14 protein-coding genes and 1 pseudogene are annotated in these 20,035 nt (G+C 56.3%); 4 read left to right on the top strand and 11 right to left on the bottom strand.

All coding sequences use genetic code 11. The annotated features are described in order from the left end of the window. A partial coding sequence (locus tag HV675_RS28610; protein ID WP_425496147.1) for an AMP-binding enzyme occupies positions 1-244 on the top strand: 244 nt, incomplete at its 5' end. 75 nt (positions 245-319) lie between these two features. On the opposite strand, the gene HV675_RS28605 is transcribed toward HV675_RS28610, so the two are convergent. The 4 genes from HV675_RS28605 to HV675_RS28590 are packed head-to-tail and all read right to left on the bottom strand — an operon-like array spanning position 320 to position 2,889. Then, on the bottom strand, positions 320-826 hold the full coding sequence (locus tag HV675_RS28605; RefSeq protein WP_175114823.1) for a DoxX family protein: 507 nt from the start codon (positions 824-826) through the stop codon (positions 320-322). Positions 827-831: 5 nt separating this feature from the next. Next, positions 832-1,590, bottom strand: coding sequence for an HvfC/BufC N-terminal domain-containing protein (locus HV675_RS28600; protein WP_377700686.1), 759 nt, complete (start codon positions 1,588-1,590; stop codon positions 832-834). 34 nt (positions 1,591-1,624) lie between these two features. Next, entirely contained in the window at positions 1,625-2,548 is a 924-nt protein-coding gene (bufB, locus tag HV675_RS28595) for an MNIO family bufferin maturase (RefSeq protein WP_175114828.1), read from the bottom strand. A gap of 26 nt (positions 2,549-2,574) precedes the next feature. Beyond that, positions 2,575-2,889, bottom strand: coding sequence for a BufA1 family periplasmic bufferin-type metallophore (locus tag HV675_RS28590; RefSeq protein WP_175114821.1), 315 nt, complete (start codon positions 2,887-2,889; stop codon positions 2,575-2,577). 770 nt (positions 2,890-3,659) lie between these two features. Here HV675_RS28590 and HV675_RS28585 point away from each other — a divergent pair. Next, positions 3,660-4,001 (top strand): hypothetical protein, encoded by a 342-nt coding sequence (locus tag HV675_RS28585; RefSeq protein ID WP_246270612.1) that lies wholly within the window; start codon positions 3,660-3,662, stop codon positions 3,999-4,001. 895 nt (positions 4,002-4,896) lie between these two features. Here HV675_RS28585 and HV675_RS28580 read toward each other — a convergent pair. The 4 genes and pseudogenes from HV675_RS28580 to HV675_RS28565 form a co-directional block, all read right to left on the bottom strand. Continuing rightward, positions 4,897-5,690 (bottom strand): annotated as a pseudogene (locus tag HV675_RS28580) (alpha/beta fold hydrolase). 268 nt (positions 5,691-5,958) lie between these two features. Next, entirely contained in the window at positions 5,959-6,954 is a 996-nt protein-coding gene (locus tag HV675_RS28575) for an AraC family transcriptional regulator (protein WP_175114819.1), read from the bottom strand. 1,399 nt (positions 6,955-8,353) lie between these two features. Beyond that, positions 8,354-9,355, bottom strand: coding sequence for a LysR family transcriptional regulator (locus tag HV675_RS28570; RefSeq protein WP_175114818.1), 1,002 nt, complete (start codon positions 9,353-9,355; stop codon positions 8,354-8,356). 492 nt (positions 9,356-9,847) lie between these two features. Continuing rightward, a complete protein-coding gene (locus HV675_RS28565; protein ID WP_175114817.1) occupies positions 9,848-11,431 on the bottom strand; it encodes a GMC family oxidoreductase in 1,584 nt (527 codons plus the stop codon). 671 nt (positions 11,432-12,102) lie between these two features. Here HV675_RS28565 and HV675_RS28560 point away from each other — a divergent pair. Next, positions 12,103-12,930, top strand: a complete 828-nt coding sequence (locus HV675_RS28560; protein WP_175114816.1) for a response regulator transcription factor — start codon at positions 12,103-12,105, stop codon at positions 12,928-12,930. Between the two features lie 171 nt (positions 12,931-13,101). Here the strand turns inward: HV675_RS28560 and HV675_RS28555 are convergent, their stop codons facing one another. From HV675_RS28555 to HV675_RS28545, 3 genes are all read right to left on the bottom strand, one after another. Then, positions 13,102-13,947 (bottom strand): helix-turn-helix domain-containing protein, encoded by an 846-nt coding sequence (locus HV675_RS28555; protein WP_175114815.1) that lies wholly within the window; start codon positions 13,945-13,947, stop codon positions 13,102-13,104. 380 nt (positions 13,948-14,327) lie between these two features. Continuing rightward, positions 14,328-14,741, bottom strand: a complete 414-nt coding sequence (locus tag HV675_RS28550) for a nuclear transport factor 2 family protein (RefSeq protein ID WP_175114814.1) — start codon at positions 14,739-14,741, stop codon at positions 14,328-14,330. 85 nt (positions 14,742-14,826) lie between these two features. Beyond that, positions 14,827-17,706 (bottom strand): ATP-binding protein, encoded by a 2,880-nt coding sequence (locus HV675_RS28545; protein WP_175114813.1) that lies wholly within the window; start codon positions 17,704-17,706, stop codon positions 14,827-14,829. Between the two features lie 686 nt (positions 17,707-18,392). On the opposite strand from HV675_RS28545, the gene HV675_RS28540 reads away from it, so the two are divergent. Beyond that, complete coding sequence (locus HV675_RS28540; RefSeq protein ID WP_175114812.1) at positions 18,393-19,856, top strand: sensor histidine kinase; 1,464 nt, start codon at positions 18,393-18,395, stop codon at positions 19,854-19,856. Positions 19,857-20,035 lie beyond the last annotated feature (179 nt).

Below are 20,035 nucleotides of genomic sequence, written 5' to 3'. Positions count from 1 at the left end.
CACGCGGCCGGAGGGCGATGAGGCGAAGCAGATCGCGAACGACCTGCGCAACTGGGTCGGCAAGGAGATCGGCCCGATTGCGAAACCGAAGGACATCCGCTTCGGCGACAATCTGCCGAAGACGCGTTCGGGCAAGATCATGCGCCGTCTGCTGCGCTCGCTGGCGAAGGGTGAAGAGATCACGCAGGATGTGTCGACGCTTGAGAATCCGGCGATTCTCGATCAGCTCGGTGAGAAGTTCTAGATCTTGCTTAAGCCCACTACGTAACCGTCCGCCCGCGCAAGCGGCGGACGTATTTGTTCACCTCGAGGGCTTGAGCTACGAGTGATCGATCATCGCCCGTGACATCAGATGATCGACCGAAATCACCCCGGGCCCCCACGCGGCAATCCCCAACGCCATCGCTGCCCACGTGATGTGAATCGGCCAGCCATCCGGCACGGTTAGCTCGATGATGCACGTCATGAGCAGCAGACCGAGCGCTGCGAAGCGGGTGCCGAAGCCCAGCACGAGCAGCACTGGAAAGCCGACCTCGCCGCAAGCCGACAGAAATGCGACGACAGCGGGCGCCGGGAAGGAGTAGGGGCCGCCGGGAAGATGAAGTTGGAACTCGTCTGTAAAGAGGTCGACCGCCGTATCGTTCAGCTGCAGAAATCCATGCCACTTAAGGATGCCCGATCGCCAGAACGGCACCGACAACGCAATGCGCAAGACGAGTTGCGTGAGCCACGGCCGCGCCAGTCGCCGCACAAGGTCGCTCGCCACGCCGATTCTCGTTGCAACACAAGCTGCAAAAGTGAGCTTCACGTTTTCCAGTTCGGCCATCGTCCTCATTCTCCATGTTGAATAGCGGTCAATACACCGGATACGATCATCCCGTTCAGATTGTTTTGGATATCGAAAGAGGGCGCTTCGTCCAAAGCCTCGGCTACAGCGACGCCCAACGATTCGCCTGCGATAAGCGCGTTCAGGAACGCCGCGCCGCCCTCGGGCAGGCGCGACACGACCACGTTCTGCTCGGGCCGCGTCACGAGCGTGTCCTCGGGCTCGCCTGAATTGATCGGTTCGACCGGACCGTCGTGCCGGTTCATCGCGAAGATCGAGAGCGCGGAATAAGCGGAGCGTACGACGCGTGCGGCCGGATGCGGCGTAAACCTCAGTTCGCCCAACCGGGTGGGCTCGATGCCTTCGAATATCCGCGCCGGCAAAGCTGGCAGGTCGGCTGCGTGGTAGGCGTCGAGCCACGCTCGTTCAATACGCGCGGTGTCGGCGAGCCACGGCATCTCTTTCGCGTGCTCGTACTGTTCGATAAAGTCGGGAAAATCGCGTCCGTATTCGAATAACAGCGGCGACTTTGGAGGCGTCGCGCGAATGTGGAACCGCGCCATTGTTCTGAAAAAATCGATACCCGTGATGCGCTGTACGGCCGGATAGATGGCCGCGAGCGCGTCGATCAGGCTCACCGTCACGTTGTTGCGATACACGTTGTAGCGCTTCGCGGCGACCATTTCTGCGTCTCTTCGGGTCGTTGCGATAACATCTCGCGGCGTCTGCGCGGCCGGGTTCATCAGGCCGCGTGCGAAGGCCATTGGAAACTCCGCTGTGCGCGCTTTGCAGCAGGGTTCAGATTTCATTGAGGACATCCGTCGTAACCGGCAGCCGATACCGTTCCATGAACTCTCCGGCTGCGATTGCCTGCGCCCGTAGCACGGACCACGCGGGCAGCTTGCCGTCCCATTCGACAAGTGTGGCAGTCGGACCGATACGCTCGATGACGTTTTCATAGAGTGCCCAAACGGTATCGGCGACAGGGCCGTCGTGACTGTCGATCAGCAGTCGCTCGTCTTCGTCGTCGCTTTGTTCAGCGTATCCAGCCAGATGAATCTCGTCGACATGGTCGAGCGGAAATGCATCCAGGTAGGCGGACGCGGCGTAACCATGATTCGTCGCAGATACCAACACGTTGGTGACGTCGAGCAGCAGCCTGCAGCCGGTGCGGCGTACCAACGCTGTGAGAAATTCGGATTCGCTCATCGACGAACTTTGAAAGGCGAGGTACGTCGATGGGTTTTCGATCAGGATCGGCCGTGCAATGGCCTGCTGCACCTGGTCGATATGCCTGCATAAGCGTGCGAGTGTGTCCTCCGTGTACGGCAACGGAAGCAAGTCATTGAAATAGGTTCCTGCATGAGTCGACCAGGCGAGATGCTCGGACACGAGCGCCGGCTCATAGCGCGCGATCAGGTCGCGAAAGCGCGCGAGGTGCTGTTTGTCCAACGGCTCGCTACCGCCGATCGACATACACACGCCGTGAATGGAAACCGGATAGTGCTCGCGGATCGCCGCAAGCATGCGATGCGGAGGGCCACCGGCGCCCATATAATTTTCTGCGTGAACCTCGAATAAACCGTCGATGAGACCGTTGTCGAGAATCGCTGCGAGATGCTCGTGCTTAAAGCTCGTGCCGACCCGTCCCGCAGTGTCCGACGTTAGGCTACGGGGACCCACGTCTGCGCGTATCGCTTTGGTGCCACTGAATCCGCTCATCATAGTCCCCGTTCTTGACCCGGGTGTTACGACTTTATCGGAGTCAGCGAGCCGTGATTTCCAGCCGGCGTGACGATCTCCGTACACGTTCCAGCAGGTGCGAACTTCCACGAGTTGCCCTGAAAGTCCATTGTCGACGTACCTTGGCACGTCGTGCCAGGACCAGCTGCGCAGTCGTTCTGTCCTTTCAGCGCGACGCCGAAGCACTTTTCCTTATGAGCAGCGGTTGCTGCATTGACTTCTGCCTTGGTGAGCGGCGCAGCCTGCGCGGCCGTGGCGAGCAGGGTGGCCACGGCGCTTGCGAGCAGGGCGGAACTGACAGCGGTCTTCTTTGCAGACATTGATCTCTCCGTTGAGTAGAACTGACGTACCGCAACTGGTACGGTCCGATGTTAATCAAAAGATAGTCCGAATGCAGCGGGCCCATGCTTAGGACCGCAGAATCGGGCTCTCTTCTGATGAGGCCTTTAGCGAACGGTTATCACGCACATGTTCGTTACAGTTCGCATTGCCACTTTTGCATGCAGCCGGTGAGGGCGGCGCATCGTGTAACCGGTGACTATGGTGTTTAAGAATCCCCACCAAGACGCACTTTGGACATGGTGAAGATTGCGCGCAATTACCTGTAGGTATAGTCGGGCGTGCTTATTCGGTGCGTGCGTTGGCATCTGTGCGACAAGGTCAGCCCAAGTGACCTTGTCAAGGCGATAGGGCCGAGCGTTGCCTGACGGGGTACAGCCGGCTACGTGTTGAGATTGAGATATGGAAATGCATTTTTTGTGACATCTCTCCAGGGTACCGGGCCTCTATAGTTACGGTCAATCGCATAAGCGCACATGCGCAATTGCGACCATGTTGGTGGACCAGAGAGCTCGTACGGGCACGGTCTGCTGGTGGAAGATCATTTGCGGGTTCGAGGTCAAATTGGGCCCGCTTATTGATATTCTTTGCAGTTTGTACAAGAACCTTGAAGGAAATATCGGTGTTACTTTACTTAGCCGTTTTGCTCTTAGGGATTGTCGCCGGACTACGCGCATTCATAGCGCCTGCCGCGGTCAGCTGGTTCGCCTGCCTCCACCCAACAGATTTCTCGGGCACCTGGGCGTCGTTCATGACCAGCGTGTGGGCCGGAATAATTTTCAGCGTACTTGCGATTGTCGAACTCGTAACAGATCAATTGCCGAAGACTCCAAGCCGCAAGGTGCCGATGCAGCTCATTCCTCGACTGGTGAGCGGCTGTTTCTGTGGGGCGGTATTGGGCGCGCCTAGCGGCAGTTCCGTTGGATGTGCAGTCGTTGGCATTATTGGCGCCGCAATTGGTACGTTCGGTGGTTCCGAATTTCGTTCACGTCTTGCAAAATTACTCGGTGGTAAAGATCATCCGGCAGCATTGATCGAAGACGTCGTCGCTTTGGTCATCGCGATTGTGGCCGTGGTGATCCTGAGAGCGTAGCGCTGGTTGCCACAGGTGCGTTGGCAATGTTCAGTATGCTCAGCCCCAATCCATGCTTAGCTCTTTAGCTCGATTAGCCGCATGGTTCTAAAGCATCGCGCGCAGGCACGCTCCGAGCATGGGCGCGACTGCGTGGCGGTGCCTGTCCGATACCGGAAGGTAAGAGAGTTGCGATTCTCTCGATGAATTTGCGCGGGCATTCTGGTTCAGGAACGCGCCGCAGAGAGCGGCTTAGCCCTTCGCGCTCGCATGTGGAGGCCAGTCTGTGTAGCCCATCGACAAGCCCAACTTTCTTAACAAACGTCGATAGCCGACTCACACCTTGAGCACCAATTGAAAAGGCGGATAAACTTCGTTCACGCGAAGCCATCTAAAGCCATCGGGGCGAAGTGCTGCAGCACAACTGGTCTCAACACCAGGCAGGCAAAGCCGCCAATGATAAAATGAGGCTGTATGGGAGCGAGGCGTGGGCCCTGTTCTCTAATTCCGCAGGCAGGTATTCATTTGCCTTTAGTGGCTCTTCGGGCGTGAGCATGGGCGATGTCCAGGACGTACCGATCGACGGGACGCGAAAGCACAAGGCTTGAGCACGCCGGCAAGCATTTATTCGAGGTTGAAGGTTACGGCCCAAAGTTCTCGTGCGTGCAAGCTGCCTGCAGAAGCAAAGCAAACCTGCACGAACACGGTCCTTGCGGGTCCGCCTTGACCAGCATGCGCGGATAGCTGTCTGCCCCGTTGGCTGATCCGCCTAAGTTCAGGTTCCCGATGCAACCTGAGCGTCTATGGACAAAGTAAAATCAACCCGCAATTCTCGTCGCCCTTAGGTTAGAGCGCCGATATCGCCATCGGCAGTCTTTCGGAAAATCGTGTCGATAGCTTGTGCGTGCCTGTCCGATTACGTCGCGTCATTTTTTGCCCTAGCTGGTTGTCCCGCAGCTTCCATAATGAGACGCGTGATCTTGTCTGGCTGGGATATCAATGAGAGATGGCTTGCTTTAACTTCGATGGTCTTGGCGTTCATCCGTTTGGCCATGTAGCGCTCCAAGTCCGGATTGATAGTACGATCCTCGGTCGAGACAGCATAGAAACTAGGCTTTGATCGCCAGGCCGCGTGCTCGGTTTTGCCTGATAGCAGTTCTTTCCGAAACGGCTCCTGCGTCGCGTAGAGCGTTTTGCTTTCGCTTCCGGTAGGTCTCCCGCGAAATCGCGCAAGAATGCCGCCTCGCTAAGACGGCCCTCATCGCCGTCGAAAAGTATTCCGGCGGATGCGGGGGGCGTCGGAAAATTCTTGGCCAGGGCCGCGTAGTCTTCACCTGCATCGGGCGCTCGCGCAGCCACATAAACAAGAGCTGACACCATTGGATGCATACCCGCTTCGGTGACAATCATTCCGGAGAATGAATGACCGACGAGCACCGTTGGCCCATCTTGCCGATCTAGCACACGTTGCGCTGACGCGACCGCTTCGGGCAATGTCGTGAGAGGGTTTTGCACGGACGTGACGTTGAGTCCGGCCGCCTGCAATCTTGCGATTACTTCAGACCAGCACGATCCGTCGGCGAACAAGCCGTGCACTAGAACGACATTGCGCGCCCTGACTGGAGCTGAGATCGCGGCAGTACCACGGGTAGACACCAGCGAGAATGCGGCGCCTGCGATCATGGAGGCAGAGAAGGCTCGTCTATTCATCAGTATTTACTCCTTGTGGATTTCCGTCGCCCGACTGGATAGCGGAGCATACCCCCCGTTTACACGACGCCGCTTCACTGGAAAAACGTCGGATTGGGGCGGTACTGCGGAGATTGGGGGATGATCGCGGTTTGCTTTTCCGAAAACCGCTCGATATTGCGGGATCGTATGATTGAGTAGACGAGCTCAAGACGGCCATTGCAGGCGATGCATCACGTTGTGCTGTGATCGAGCTGCGCAGCGCGCCAAGCCAGCGATTGAACGCCGCCTACTGGTCCGGCTTTACGGTTTGACGGCCTGGCAACCGACTCGCCCGTTGCGTGAATGCGAACTCTTGTGGAGACATCCCGAATCTGCGCTTGAATACACTGCAGAAATGCGAGCTGCTTGCAAACCCGCACCGGAATGCGATTTCTTTCACCTTTGCGTTTTGTTCAACGAGCAATTTTGCGGCAAAACCAAGCCGTACCGACATCAGATAACGCATTGGCGTTTGCCCGGTTGCTTTAAACGCGCGGGTCAGGTAGTTCGGTGACACGCTCAATTCACGTGCAATCCAGTTCATATCCAGATCGGGGTTTCGGGCAAGGCGCAAGATCACCTGCTTTGCACGTAATACCAGGGCTGCGGCGCCAGTTCGCTTGCGACCGGACTTGGATTCTCCGTTAAGTACGACGTCCATCAAGTCGAGACATTGCTGCGACAGACGATGCCCCAACTCACGACTTACCGTACTGCTTTGGTCAATGAGCATCAGGATGACGTCGCGAACGGCCTGAACGTCGGGCGAACTTAGATCTCCGTCGTGAACTTCGGGAAAGTTGTAGGGCAGGCCTCGGACTCGTAACGTTTCCTTTGACAGCCTGAGCACCCCGAGTGATGTGGATTCGTCGAAGATTTGAACATACGAGTGCAGCGGATCTGTAATTATCAGGCTGTTCGGGCCGAACGCCCTCGATTCTCCATTCTGCTCGATGGAAATGGATCCAGACTTCACTATCTTGAGAAAAAGGTGATCGCCATTCCAGCACGCGCTATCACGAAGGGTGGGAGCCACAAGTTGCTTCGTCATCCGAAGATCGAGGATCGGAAGTTCTCCCAGCGTCCATTCCTGAATGATGCTATCCACCGAGCCGGCCGTATCAAGTTTGCACGTCATGCCATAGGAATTGAGCATGATAGAGGTCCACCAGTGTCGACGAGCCGGATCACTTATTTCATTGCCTGTTAAGACGATGGTATTTTTTTGCACGGGAATATTCATATGTCGGCGTTCAATGGGATACGCACAAAAGCTTTTGAGCTCAGGTTCCTTTGAGAACGTCAACAGCTTCAGAAGAGGCTAATTCCCATGATTCATGCTGTGACATATCGAATGCATGTTTTCAACTATCGATATGCATTCTATAAGCAATGCAGAAAGTTTTTGTTTAACCGAATACGTTGATTAACGGTATGCGCGTCCACTTCTATCTCATACACTGGGCTGCGTCGTTAGACAGCAATTCCAGGTCTCGTACGGATTTCACGGCCAATGCACGTAGGCGGAAGGACATGCAAGAATCCGTCGAGTCGATTTGGGAGAACATTCGCGGAAGTTGCTGATGCGGGGGGCGTAATCACAATTGAACTCACCCGCAGGGCAAGGCAACGACGAGCTTGCTTGCTGCTTCTCTCCTCACGCCTAAGAGTGTTCGGGTTAGGTTCCAGCAGGCGCCGTCCGTGTTCCGTAGGTGCCGCTTCCCTTCCATTTTGCTTAAGGGACAGCTGCCGGAACCCCAGTTCGATGGCTTTTGGCGGTCGGCTTAGGGCTGGTTGTGCGATCGCCAGATAGCTCGTTGCCCGCGTGAAGCTGCCTTGTTCGGCCTCGCGGAGGAAATTTTCGAGTCGACACGATTCCACGATCACCTCATGAAATACTGTAGCGGTATAACTACTATACAAGAAATAACGAATTGGTATAGCAGGTATCGGTTAGTGCGATGATTCGAGCAGATTGGCCGGTCGCTCCATTCAGCACAAGCACGCAGCGCCACGTCCTGTGCTGTGTATGTGGGACGCGACATCGCGCGGCCCGCCTTTGCTTCAGGGCTGACGATTTGCTGAGCGATCCGTCGATCGCAACCGTGTGTTAGTGCGACGTGCGGGCAACCAGACCTGCGACAGATGGATGGGTCAAATGGTGAGCATCCGTGCCGAGGAAGGTTGGATGGCCGTCGAGGGGGAACCTGCCGGTATAGAACTCGAGATTCTGTTTGCGCGTTGCACGCTAGACGCGGACATCGTGTTCCCGGCTGCAAGTTGCTGAAATATGCTAGCCGTACGGGGCTCTCTTGGAACCGATCAAGAACTCGGAGTGCATTCAGGGCGGCGCCTGAACACAGGCTGGCCCGCGACACCTGGAGGTCGACTTGAGGAGGGGCGATCTATCAAAGCAATGTTGTCGACCGGGTGCGGGATCGCATCAAGCTGGCAGATGGAAGGTCGTTCGACGTCACCTGGGATGCACCGGTATGCGGACGGCGCTGCTGCGGGTGCTGCCTTGGACAGTGCGGGACGTGAATCCGTAGCAGCTATTGATGCAGAAAAGGCTTCAAATCCAGCTTGAAGCTTCGACAATCGCGGTCCGTATAATTTGTTTGCGACTGCCTGATGATGAACACCTATTGCCGCTGGGGGCGTCCAGTTTTAGCAACACTGCGGCCGACCGTCGGAATGTCAGACTGTTCATCGATCGCATTTTCTACTTCCACGTGATACCGCTGAAGTTCCTTGAGCACGACCTCCCGCAATAACGATGTGCTTTCTGATATCAACATATCGTTTCCGCTACGAGCGGGGGTGGCTATCGAAAGACCACATTCCAGATGTGGCTTGTCGATACGATGCAAGCGCAATTTGGAATCGCCGATGCACGGCCGCACGCCGCTCAGAGGAATCACTGAACAACCGTATCCATGGCGGATCAAATCAAGTATTGCTGTGAGATTCTCGATCTCATGGACCACTTGGGCGGTCAATCCTTGTTCGGCGAGGGCCGCCGCTAAAACACCGTGTATAACATTGCTCTTCCCGGCGATGACCAGCGGTAGTTCCGGCAGTTTTTCGAGCCTTACCGAGCGGGGTGGTACAAAGCCATCTCGAACCGCCTTCAGGCTAGAAACAAGATAGAGGCGCTCGCTAGCGAGCGGTCGCAAATCCACCGTTTCGCTTGGGACTGGGTTATAGACTACCGCGCAATCGAGCTTTCCCGCACCAACCAGTTCTCTGAGATTTGCCGATGTGCCATCTACTGTTCTTAACGTTACCTCCGGCAATTGTTCACGAAATGCCTGAATCAGCGGAACGACAACAGTTCTCGCGAGAGAGGGCGCCAACCCAAGAACGAATGAGCCTTGAAGTGGCGCGCTTTCACCCTTCACCGCGCGCTCGGCAATAGCAATCTGACGAAGCACCATCGGCACCTGGTCGAGCAAACGTCTTCCCGCGTCAGTCAATACAAGTCCGCGGCCATTCCGTCTAAATAGTTCCGTCCCGAGTTCCGCTTCCAGTTGCGCCACTTGTCGGCTGAGGGCAGCTTGCGTCACATCTAACACGCTTGCAGCACGGGTCAGGTTGCCGATCTCCGCGATTCGCGAGAAAAGCTGAAGCTGTTTGATTTCCATGGATCAGATTGCCTTCTAAGTGCATACCAGATATGCATTGGCGGAATTTCGTGGAAACAAGATATTATAATGTAGTAATTCCCAAAACTCGAGAAGGACTGTCAAAACAGTTCCAGCGTGCGCCCCTGGATTCGCTCACAGCCGCCTATGCGATCGCCGTTGGCGAACCGCAGCCGTTTGGCGGGGTGCGTACCATCATGCAAACCGGCATCGACCGGCCGAGCAAAGCGCCAACGGCTGCAGCCGAGGCACGACATATTTTGCTGTCTGTGAAACAGGCCGTTTCGGTGCCGCAGGTGTCGAAGGTTTACCGATAAAGAATCGGTTCCATGGTGCGGTAGCACCTTATCCCGCATCAGCCTGGAGCCGAACCGACCTCACGCGTTTTAGATACCCACGACTGTTGATGCCCAGGATTGGCGCGACGCGTTCCGAGTTCGGCGACATAGCGAAGATGGTCGTTCTCTGAACGTGAGTCAAACAGCGCTTGTTTTACCAATCAGCCTTTATAGCATCCGCACAGCGCTCCCCAATGATCACGCACGGCGCCATCGTATTGCCTGTCGAGATATGCGGCATCACAGAAGCATCAGCGACACGGAGATTATCAATTCCATAAACCTTAAGTCGCCCGTCCACGACGGACATACCATCACGCCCCATCTTGGCAGTACCGGATTGGTGCCAGATTGTGCTCACAGAAGTTCGAACGGCGTCCTCAAGCGCAAATCCTTTGAGATCCCCTGGCACGACCTCGTGTCTCAGGAAGGGGCGAAAACTCGCTGAGCGTCCAAGCTTCCTGCAAAAACCAATTGCCGCAACCATTGCCTTGAGGTCTTCCGGGTCACTTAACGTGTTTGCGTAGATTTCGAGTGGATCCCGCGGACTCGGTCCCGTCAGCCTCAGATGGCCGCGGCTCCTGGGGCGTACTAGTGTCGGCAGAATTGTCATCGAATCAACACCGCCCAGCCCAGACCATAGATTTAACCCGTGGTAGATCTGTATGTCCGGGGAGACCAGATCTTGTCGGCTCCTCCAGAAAAGCATGGTTTGGCTGCTGACCTCCGGGCTTTCAACGGGGACTAGTGTTCTCCATGCACAGCCTCGGAACATGCAATGATCCTGAAAATTCTGTCCGACACCGGGAAGATGCTGAATCACTGGAATCCCAGCGCGCCGCAATTCGGCTTGATCGCCAATCCCGGACTGCATCAAAACTTTTGGTGTATTAATGGCGCCGAGGGAAAGCACAACCTCCTGTTCGGCTTCAATACGATGCAGCTGGCCTCCAAAATACACCTCAACGCCCGCGGTTCGCTTGCCATCCAGCATTAGCCGCGTAACGACAGCGTGCGTGAGCACCGTCAGGTTTGACCGATCCATGTAGGGAAACACATAGGAACGGTAGATCGACAGCCGCTTTCCATCCCGGATGCGATGTTCGCTCAGGGCACAGCCGCTCTCGGCCGTCATCATCGGTCCGTTCAGAGATTCAAAGTTCTGAATATTCGAAGCAAGCGCGGCTTCACGCATCGCTGTGCCAATAGGGAGCAAGCGTGCTGGCGATACAAAGACAAGCCCCCCATTGCCACGTAAATCAGCGTCCGGCGTGCCGCCCCAGTCTTCAATTCTGCGATAAATGTCTGTCACCCGCTCATAGCTCCAGGCGGGGTCACCCGTTTCTGATGCGAAATAGTCCCAGTCGGATCTATGGCCGCGTACCCAGTACATCGCATTAATACTGGAGCCACCACCCAGTACTTTGCCCATATTCATGGGCATCGAACGACCTCTAACAGACGCATCCGGCCTGGCTTTAAAATCCCAGTCGCGCTCGCTTCCCAGATTGCTTCGCCATTGCGCGGATTCGGTGACACTTGGAACGTCGTCACTTCCCCCGGCCTCCAGAAGCAAAACGCTCGCCTCCGGGTTTTCAGCGAGCCGGCGCGCAACCACTGCGCCGGAAGATCCCGAACCGCAGACGATGAAGTCGTATCGTGATTTCAGGCCAGCAACGAGCGTCCGCTGGTTAGCATGCACTTGCGCCGCAAATGCAGAGTCTTTGGCATCGGACATAGTATTCACAGATTAAACAGAGTAGTTCGCGTAGCAACCCGAGCATCGGCGCGGAACCATGTCTCATCGTAAAAGTCGTCACATGGGCGCGCAGGACCAGTCTATTCAGCGTAGCTGAACCTTCGTGTTCGACGCGTGTACAGGACCGGTTAACCGATCATGTATTTCGTGCGTCTTGCGGTTTTTACGGAAATGCAACTGCTCGGTTTGAATTGCGTTTGCGTAAGCGGCCGGCAATTCTGTCCTGACGTGTGCAGTTGGACGATGGCGTCTGCAGGTTGAGCGGAGCGAATCAGCTTCACGACCGAAATTATTGATCAGGTTTTCATGGACGGCGCGGTAGCCGCCACACTGTGTGCTCTTGCCAAGCAAGGCTTCCTGATTGTTCGCGAATTTGTTCGTCGAATATTTGGCCCATCGGGCTACATCACCGACCCGCACTACCTCAGTCACATGTCACAGCGCAATTCAAGGCAATCGATAAGTTAAACGATTTCTCTGTCAAACGTTCGCTCTCTTACACGGGTTGATGATGAATAACATTCCTAACAACAGATCCGCAGTACAGTAACCTCGTTGAGCGATGCAACACCATCCCCCCGTAGCACGTCATGGAGGCTGCATTGTCATGTTTGTAAGGCCATGCATGGGAAACTCGAACGGTCTTGTGCATGGCCGATCGTCCAGATAATTACCGAAACGTGAAGCAGACTGTGACTATTCAACCGGACCCGAAGGTTTTACAAGATCAATCGATCGTATACGTGATTGACAACGATCCCCTAACTTGCGCATCAATGACGGGTTTGATGCAATCCGTTGGAATTCGAATAAAAATATTTACCGAACCCCGGCAGTTCCTCATCGCCGGCATGCAGGAAGCGCCAGCATGTCTTGTAATGGATCTTCGCCTGAAGGGGGAGAGCGGGCTTACTGTACAACGGCGTATTCGCACCGAAGGCATGCAGATTCCCGTGATCTTCGTTACCGGCCATGGTGATATTGCCACTTCAGTTAAGGCGATGAAAGAGGGCGCTGTCGATTTCCTGACCAAACCTTTTCGAGAGCAGGAGATGCTGGATGCTGTGACCCGCGCGCTTGCACTCGATCGCAAGCGTCGAGCCACAGATCGTCAGCGAATGAGCAACACACGGTGCTACGAATCCCTTACGCCGCGTGAACGTGAAATTGCTGGTTTGATATTCAGGGGGTTGCGTAATAAGCAAATCGCGGCTGAACTGGGGATCGCAGAAGTCACGGTTAAGATTCATAAGCGAAATGCGATGAAAAAGATGGGAGCAAGATCGCTTGTTGAATTTTTAAGCAAATTAAGTTCGCTCGGCCTATACCATGCTGGATGGAGTGCGAGTTTAGCGCCGAATCGCGAACTATCAAATGCCAGCTGTTCTCTACGTGAATTTCCTCAGCACGCTTCAACAACTTTGCCCCCACTTCCTGAAGGTTCGATGTGGATCAATGCTGCGATATCTTCGGGGTAAGAGTCGCTGCAACGTCTCGCGGATCGGGCTCGTCGGCGCAACCCTGCGCTTTAGCAGGCGCTGGACCAGACAAAAAGGCGCCGCGCTGAAGAATCTTGCAGGCAGAGACGATGTCTGCGTGTTGAGAATTTCGTGTTGCAGGCGGCTACGGTAGAGGGGCGGTTTATGTGCCTACAATCCTGATTCAGGATTTAGGTCCAGATTTCGCTCGGACAGATTCTCTCCTTTCGTGCTTTCAGCAAGTCGAGCGCGCCGCCAACGACCAGGCGATTGTCCGACGAACCGCTTAAACACATCGGAAAAGTGGGCTTGCGTTTGGAATCCGACTGCCAGGGCGATGCTGATCAACTCACCTGTAGTCCCGAGCAGAAGTCGTTTGGCAGCCTCGACTCTTTGTAGAAGAATGAAGTCATGAGGCCTGCATCCCGTCGCAACGCGGAACTGTGCCGTAAAGTGTGCTCGTGAAAGGCCGGCCGCAGTGGCCAATGCCTCGACCGTTATGGGCCCGGACATATGAAGCTCGATATAGTCGACGACACGCGCGAGTCGCCATTTCGGCAGAGCCGACACATCGGCGTTACTTTCGCAGATGTGGGTTGCGCGGACAACGATTGCACGTGCCAAGGTCTCGATATAACCCCTGTCCCTTACTTCGTCCGTTATACGTAGCGTACGTGCCAGAAGATCAATCAATGCATCACGAGGGATAATCGAGGCAAATGCGGTGTCGCCCGACATACGCCGCGTGCCGTGCATCAATGGTTGCTTTTGAAGCAGACCTTCAGCAACGGAAAGACGCAGAAAGTCGGCAGGTCCGGCAAATTCCGCTTGAAGCGTCTGCGAGGGCCAGCAAACATACGACATTCCTGAACTCATCACGCCGTCGAAGATCATGTCTGCACCATTCAACAGCCGGACGCGCGTCGGCGCGAGAGCGATGCCTAACAGGCCGCCACCGGCCGGCGCCACAAGGGCTTCCCGCCGTGCATGCACGCGTTTGTCGGTCCAACGATCCATAACAATTTCGGAGTGCGTGCCGAGATCTGAGAGATTTGATTGCGATTGGCCTGTAACACCAGAACGATCGACGCAGTCAGGCGGACCAACCTCTTGGACCGGTTTAGCGTTAAGCAATGTCAATTGATGAAACCTCCATCTCACGTAACCTGTTTGTGCGGGGACAGGCGGAACGACGAGTGGCACTCCGAGTAGGGAAGTCGGCGCCTGCTATGCAAAGCAAAGCATGAAAACGCTGCAACTTCGCGAGCGCTCCCCGCCTCATGAGGGCGATGACCTGGCGCATCGAATTTGCCTGTACATTTCGCCCGTGGACCAGACGTGCAATGAACGCCCCCTTGACTCAAATCCGAACCCCGGGACGAGGCACCGGATTCTGGTTAGATGCCGGAATGATTTCTCAAAATGATGAGCTGAACGATTTTGTCATCGGACAGTGAAAAATAGAATGTGAGAACAAGAGGGTCGGGTAAGCCGCGCTTGTCGAACGTCCCGTCGATGTGAGCTGTTACGATTGAATGGCCGTAATGCGGAACGATCTTTACGACCTCAATGACAAGCCGTTCGCCAATAATGTCGCGAATTGCCCAAATGGCGATCGCATCTTTACCCCAGTAATCGACAAGTTGATCGTTGACGATGGCGTCATCAACGAAAGCTGACAGCAGCGCCTCGAGATCGCAAAGATTCGTCGCCCGTATATAGGCGGCTACTGATGGCGGCAGGTTTCCCGGCCCGATGCCACCGACGTTCTGGTGCGTACCTAGGAGTTGCTCTTTCCCGAGATCAGGCATGTAAGTCATATCCTCGTTCAACTTCGACGATATTGCCGGAATTGAGCAAGGAAAGCATGTTACGCGGTGTTAATCGCCGTCATCGCTATCTGCGTGGATCTGGGATGGCGCTGCTCCGTTCCAGATCAGTCAGTGTTTGGCTTGCAACCACCAGGTCCTTCGTCTGATGACCTTCTTCAAACCGGTCGTAAATGGAGCGCAGCAGGACAGCAGCGTCCGTCGGTTTGCCCTGGCTGAACCATAGTCGCGCGAGCGCCGTGCCGGATCGAAGTTCGAGGCTGAGAGACAATTGAGCCCTCGCCCCTTCCAGAGATAGTTGAAACGCGCGTTCCGCTGCTTCCGGATTGGCGTCGGCGGTTCGCAGCCAGATTTCGCCACGGACTCTGTGCAGCTCGAGTACGTTCGGAGAGTAGGCGCGGTCAGCACTTTGAGCCAAGGCGGCGTCGAGCGTCGCCGCGGCCTCTTCAATTGCTCCCGACTCCAATAGACCTTCCGCCAACGCACGATGAAAGGCAGGAGTGAGAACATGATGTTGCTCTGACTGCAATAACGCTAGTGCGAGTCGCAAGTTCAAGACTCCCTCTGCCGGATCTCCGCGTGCTATCGCCAGTTCGCCGAGCATCGCCAAACCGACCGCGCGATAGGGGCCAAGCGAATGTCGTGTAGCCAGACCAACGAGACGCTGAATGAGTTGCTCCGCGTCATCAAGGTCACCGCGCCAGAGCAACACGGTGGTCGAATAAATCATCGCGATGCATACATCTATAGGATGATCTCGCGTGATCGCTTCGTCGATCGCCTGCGCTGCAATTCTGCCGGCACGGTCAGGAAAGCCTCTAAGCCACAGCGTGCGTGCAAGCGCGACCATGCCGCGAATTCGGTGGTTGTATCCGAAGTATTTGACGTGTGCAGCGCGCGAGTCTGTGGTTTTTTTCAAGCCCTGTTCGCAGTGCCACTGCGCGTTAGCCTGATCTCCGGTCAGATGGTAAGACACACCTAGCATCCATTCTCCCGTGGCAATCGCCGCTGGAGAGCCGATCGTTTGGGCGATCGTGATACTGCGTTGGGCAACCGATGTCGCGCCCTGAAAATCGCCGATGCGAGTCATGAAAATATTGAGGCCGGCGAGCAGGTTCAGTTGACGCTGCAGGTCGCCCAACGCGTTGGCGAGGCTCAGCCCATCTTCGATGGCTTTCCGCACTTCACCACTGTTGCCACGGGTGAACATGGTCGAAGCTGCCAAGGCTTCCTGTAGCGCCAGTTGGATTCCTTTGTCTGCAGAGTCGTTTGGCAGTGAAGCCAGTGCCTGCTCGCACCAACGGCGACACTCGAGGAGCAAGGAAAGTTCAAGGAAGAGCGGCGCCGACGCAGCGGCGAGTCGCACGCCGATCGCCGTTTCGCCCGCGCCACTAAAACACCACTCGAGCGCTGCGCGAATATTGCCGATGTGATGCCCGACGGACGCCGCGTCATCGTCGACGGCCGCTATGCCGACCGCCTCTTCATTGGAACGCCACTGCGCATAATACGAAGCGTGTCGTCTGGCGACCTCTTTGGCCTCGGTGTTCAATCCAAGCTTTTCAGCCGCGAAGGCCATTGTTGAATCCAGAAGCCTGTGGTACACGAGTCCGTCGATTTGGGCGACCCAGATGAGCGACTTGTCGATCAGACTGCTAACCGCGTCAGCGACTGCCATTGCGTCTATCTGGTCGTCCGTAGCAACGGCCTGGGCCGCTTCGAGCGTGAATACACCAACGAAGATGGAAAGTCGAACAAGGACGCGCCTGTCCCGATTTGACAAGAGGTTGAAGCTCCAGTCCAGCATCGCATGCAGGGTCTGATGGCGCGGGAGCGCACTACGGCGTCCCTGCCACAGGAGCTTGAAGCGATTGCTCAGCAGGCGGGCCGTTCCCTGAAGCCCATAGGTGCCGACCCGGCTACCGGCTAGCTCGATCGCTAAAGCTATTCCATCCAGTCGGCTGCACATCGCTGCGACAGCCGGCGCATCGGCATCCGTCAGGGTAGACGCATGGCCACTAGCAAACGCACGCTCCATAAAAAGTTGCACCGCAGGAAAAGAGAGGGCTTCAGCCGCTGTCAGGCATTCCTTAACGATTGGATAATCCAGTGGCATAAGAAGGTGTACGTGCTCACCTTCCGCGCGCAGCGCCTCACGGCTTGTGGTGAGAATATGCACCTGCGGAGCGTCGTTATAGAGCTGCTCCGTCAGCGAAGCAGCGGCGTCGATAACGTGTTCACAGTTGTCGAGCACCAACAGAATCCGGCGGCCTGCCAGAAAAGCCATGAGACCGGGCAATGGGTCATTCTCGCGTACGGAGATGCCTAGTACCGCGGCGACTGCGCTTGGGACGAGGGGTGCGTCGTTCACGGCGCTCAGATCTATGAAGTAAACGCCCTCCCCGAAGTCGCTCAGTAACGTATGCGCGACGCAGACAGCAATGGTTGTCTTACCGATGCCGCCCGAGCCTACTACGCTGACGAAGCGTCGGGTCGTCAGCAAGGTCGACAATGCTTCCACCGCACCTTCGCGACCGACCATCCGGGCTAATCGTGCTGGAAGCTTGTGCTTTGAAGCAGGGGCAGGGCCGAACTGAAGAGAAAGCGGGTTCGATGACTGCGCCGCGGAGCAGGTAACGTGTTCAACGAAAGAATATCCTCGCCCCGTAACGTTCGCGATATATCTGACTCCGTTCTGCCCGTCGCCTAGAACCTTCCGCAGCTCCGCGATTGCCACCCTGAGGCTGCCTTTTCCCACCACGATGTTGGGCCAGGCTCGCGCCATCAGTTCGCGCTGTCCAACCACTTCGCCGGCAGCCTCCGCAAGTGCGATAAGAACATCTAGCGCCCGGCTACCGACCTCGACCCGCTCGTTGCCTGCAAGCAATAGACGTTCAGCTGCAAGCAAGCGGAACGGGCCAAACGAGATCACGTCAGCAAGAGCCATAGAGCCGTAATAGAAGAACCATTGACGCTGCGGTTTCCGTTCGAACTAAATGTCTCGAATGCGCTGGTACATACCGGGCCGCTAGCTCGCTGAGGTCACCTGGACACCCCAATAGCCAGCTCTGCCAGCGATCGAATTCTGGCATCGAGTCTGTGAGCTGCCGCGGTTGTCTTTTCGTTCTGCAGTAGTCTCTTGAGACAAGGGTACCTGCCAATTCCTACCATCATCTGATGCCCAAAGCATATCGTGTTGAATTCCGATAGGTTGTTAAGAAAAATGCAAATTCATATCGATTTTCGTGCGTATAAAAATACGTCCCGATTGAGATTGCAAGGCTCCCGACGAGCCCAGGTTCAGTGCGGGAACGAGTGTAAGGATCGTGCGCAGTTGCCTGCATTGAAGTTCGACCCGCGTAGCGAGTAACCTTGCCCCGCGATGGAGAAGGAGCGCAGTGATCGTCACGCGGCATGACGGCGCGCGAGATCCAGACGCTCCAGACCACGCGGTGTACCTCGCGTCGGAATCGAGCTTTTACCCTATACTGCGCAGCGTTGGCAGCACACGTTGACAACGACACCTCTCTATATTCAGCTAGCCTGATTGCTGCGCTTTCCCGCCGATCGGGAGACACACCTGGCGTGAGCCGCCCGCGTCGCGGCGATGATCGCATCGAACCTGGAGCCCGGATGGCAGACGAAATACGCTTGCCGCGCAGGACCAACGTCATGCTCGCTATCGCGACCGCTGCGCTTGCGGCGGTCATCTTCACCATCGATACGATTGTCGTGCTCGACATCGCCGTCGCGACACTCTATGTGGTCGTCGTGCTGAGCGCAGCGCGTTTTTGCAAGCCACGAGGCCTGGTACTTGTCGGAGTCGGTTGCGTGGGGCTTTCGATCATCAGTTGGGCGCTCGTGCCGCCTACCCATCCGACCGCCGAAACCATCATCAACGAGTGCATCAGCATGGCTTCGATCGGCCTCGTGACGGCCCTGGCCTTGCACGCGCAGAAAGCGGTATCGACCCTGCGCAATCAGGCAAGTCTCCTCGACCTCTCGCACGATCCCGTGTTTTCGCGTCGCATGGACGGCAAAATTCTCTACTGGAATCGCGGCGCGGAAGTTTTGTATGGATTCAAGCGCGCTGAGGCGCTCGGCGCTGTCGCGCATACACTTCTACAAACAACGTTCGTTACGCCGATTGAGCAGATCATGAGCACGCTGCTTCGCGAAGGCCACTGGGAAGGCGAACTGATCAACCGGAAGGCGGACGGCACTTCCGTCGTCGTAACGACCCGCTGGTCGCTGCAGCGCGACAACGCAGGACAACCTTCGCTAATCCTGGAGACCAGCAACGACGTCAGCGAACGCAAGCGGATGGAGGATGCGCTGCAGCAGGCACGGTCCGATCTTGCGCGGTTGAACCGGGTCCTGGTGGCCGGCGAAATGACCGCGTCGATCGCCCATGAAGTCAATCAGCCGATCGCCGCCGTCGTCACGAATGCGCACGCGGGCCTGCGGTGGCTCAACGCCCAGCCGCCGACGCTCGAGGAAGTCCGGCAAGCGCTCACGCGCATCGCGGAGGACGGCCGCCGGGCCGGCGAGGTGGTAAGCCGCGTACGCGCGCTCTTCAGGAAGGTACCGCCGCGCATCGAGCGATGGGATCTCAATGAATCTATCGGCGAAGCCGCGACGCTGACACGCCCGGAACTGTTGCGCAACGGTGTCGTCCTGCGCCGCGATTTTTCAGATGGTGTTCTCCTCGTCAAGGGCGACCGTGTGCAGGTGCAACAGGTGCTTATCAACCTGATCGTCAACGCCGTGGAATCGATGAACGAAGTGCACGACAGGCCGCGCGAGCTGACAATCAGGACAGCAAAAGTCGACTCAGGTATCGCTACCATCGAAGCGCGTGATACGGGCGCCGGGTTTGAACCCGCTCACCTCGACCGCCTGTTTCAGCCCTTCTACACCACGAAGGCCGAGGGCATAGGGCTGGGCCTTGCCATCAGCCGATCCATCGTCGAAGCGCACGGTGGGCGACTCGAGGCCGCACCGAACAAGCCGCACGGCGCAATTTTCCGCTTCACGTTGCCAACTGAAAAGAGTCCGTGCAAGTCCGGAGGTACAGCGTTCGAGCAACTGGATTAGACGGGGTTGCGCCTCGGGTGCGAGGCCGTTGCGCGCGTGCTGTACTGCGATTGCCGAACAATGTACTAGCTCTATGCTCATTATCATTTGCATAACTATCAAACATGATTAAAGTGTAAATTCTGACATATCCGTCAAACATGCGGAGAGTCGAACCACAACCTTTCGCACTCCAGGGC

Origin of the sequence: Paraburkholderia solisilvae (genome assembly GCF_902859875.1) — a bacterium.
Lineage (GTDB): Bacteria > Pseudomonadota > Gammaproteobacteria > Burkholderiales > Burkholderiaceae > Paraburkholderia > Paraburkholderia solisilvae.
This window is presented reverse-complemented; position numbering and strand designations above follow the sequence as displayed.

Coding starts and splice junctions, on each gene's coding strand:
- HV675_RS28605 (WP_175114823.1), bottom strand. CDS start 826: ATGGCCGAACTGGAAAACGTGAAGCTCACTTTTGCAGCTTGTGTTGCA.
- HV675_RS28600 (WP_377700686.1), bottom strand. CDS start 1,590: ATGGCCTTCGCACGCGGCCTGATGAACCCGGCCGCGCAGACGCCGCGA.
- bufB (WP_175114828.1), bottom strand. CDS start 2,548: ATGAGCGGATTCAGTGGCACCAAAGCGATACGCGCAGACGTGGGTCCC.
- HV675_RS28590 (WP_175114821.1), bottom strand. CDS start 2,889: ATGTCTGCAAAGAAGACCGCTGTCAGTTCCGCCCTGCTCGCAAGCGCC.
- HV675_RS28585 (WP_246270612.1), top strand. CDS start 3,660: ATGACCAGCGTGTGGGCCGGAATAATTTTCAGCGTACTTGCGATTGTC.
- HV675_RS28575 (WP_175114819.1), bottom strand. CDS start 6,954: ATGAATATTCCCGTGCAAAAAAATACCATCGTCTTAACAGGCAATGAA.
- HV675_RS28570 (WP_175114818.1), bottom strand. CDS start 9,355: ATGGAAATCAAACAGCTTCAGCTTTTCTCGCGAATCGCGGAGATCGGC.
- HV675_RS28565 (WP_175114817.1), bottom strand. CDS start 11,431: ATGTCCGATGCCAAAGACTCTGCATTTGCGGCGCAAGTGCATGCTAAC.
- HV675_RS28560 (WP_175114816.1), top strand. CDS start 12,103: ATGGCCGATCGTCCAGATAATTACCGAAACGTGAAGCAGACTGTGACT.
- HV675_RS28555 (WP_175114815.1), bottom strand. CDS start 13,947: ATGGATCGTTGGACCGACAAACGCGTGCATGCACGGCGGGAAGCCCTT.
- HV675_RS28550 (WP_175114814.1), bottom strand. CDS start 14,741: ATGCCTGATCTCGGGAAAGAGCAACTCCTAGGTACGCACCAGAACGTC.
- HV675_RS28545 (WP_175114813.1), bottom strand. CDS start 17,706: ATGGCTCTTGCTGACGTGATCTCGTTTGGCCCGTTCCGCTTGCTTGCA.
- HV675_RS28540 (WP_175114812.1), top strand. CDS start 18,393: ATGGCAGACGAAATACGCTTGCCGCGCAGGACCAACGTCATGCTCGCT.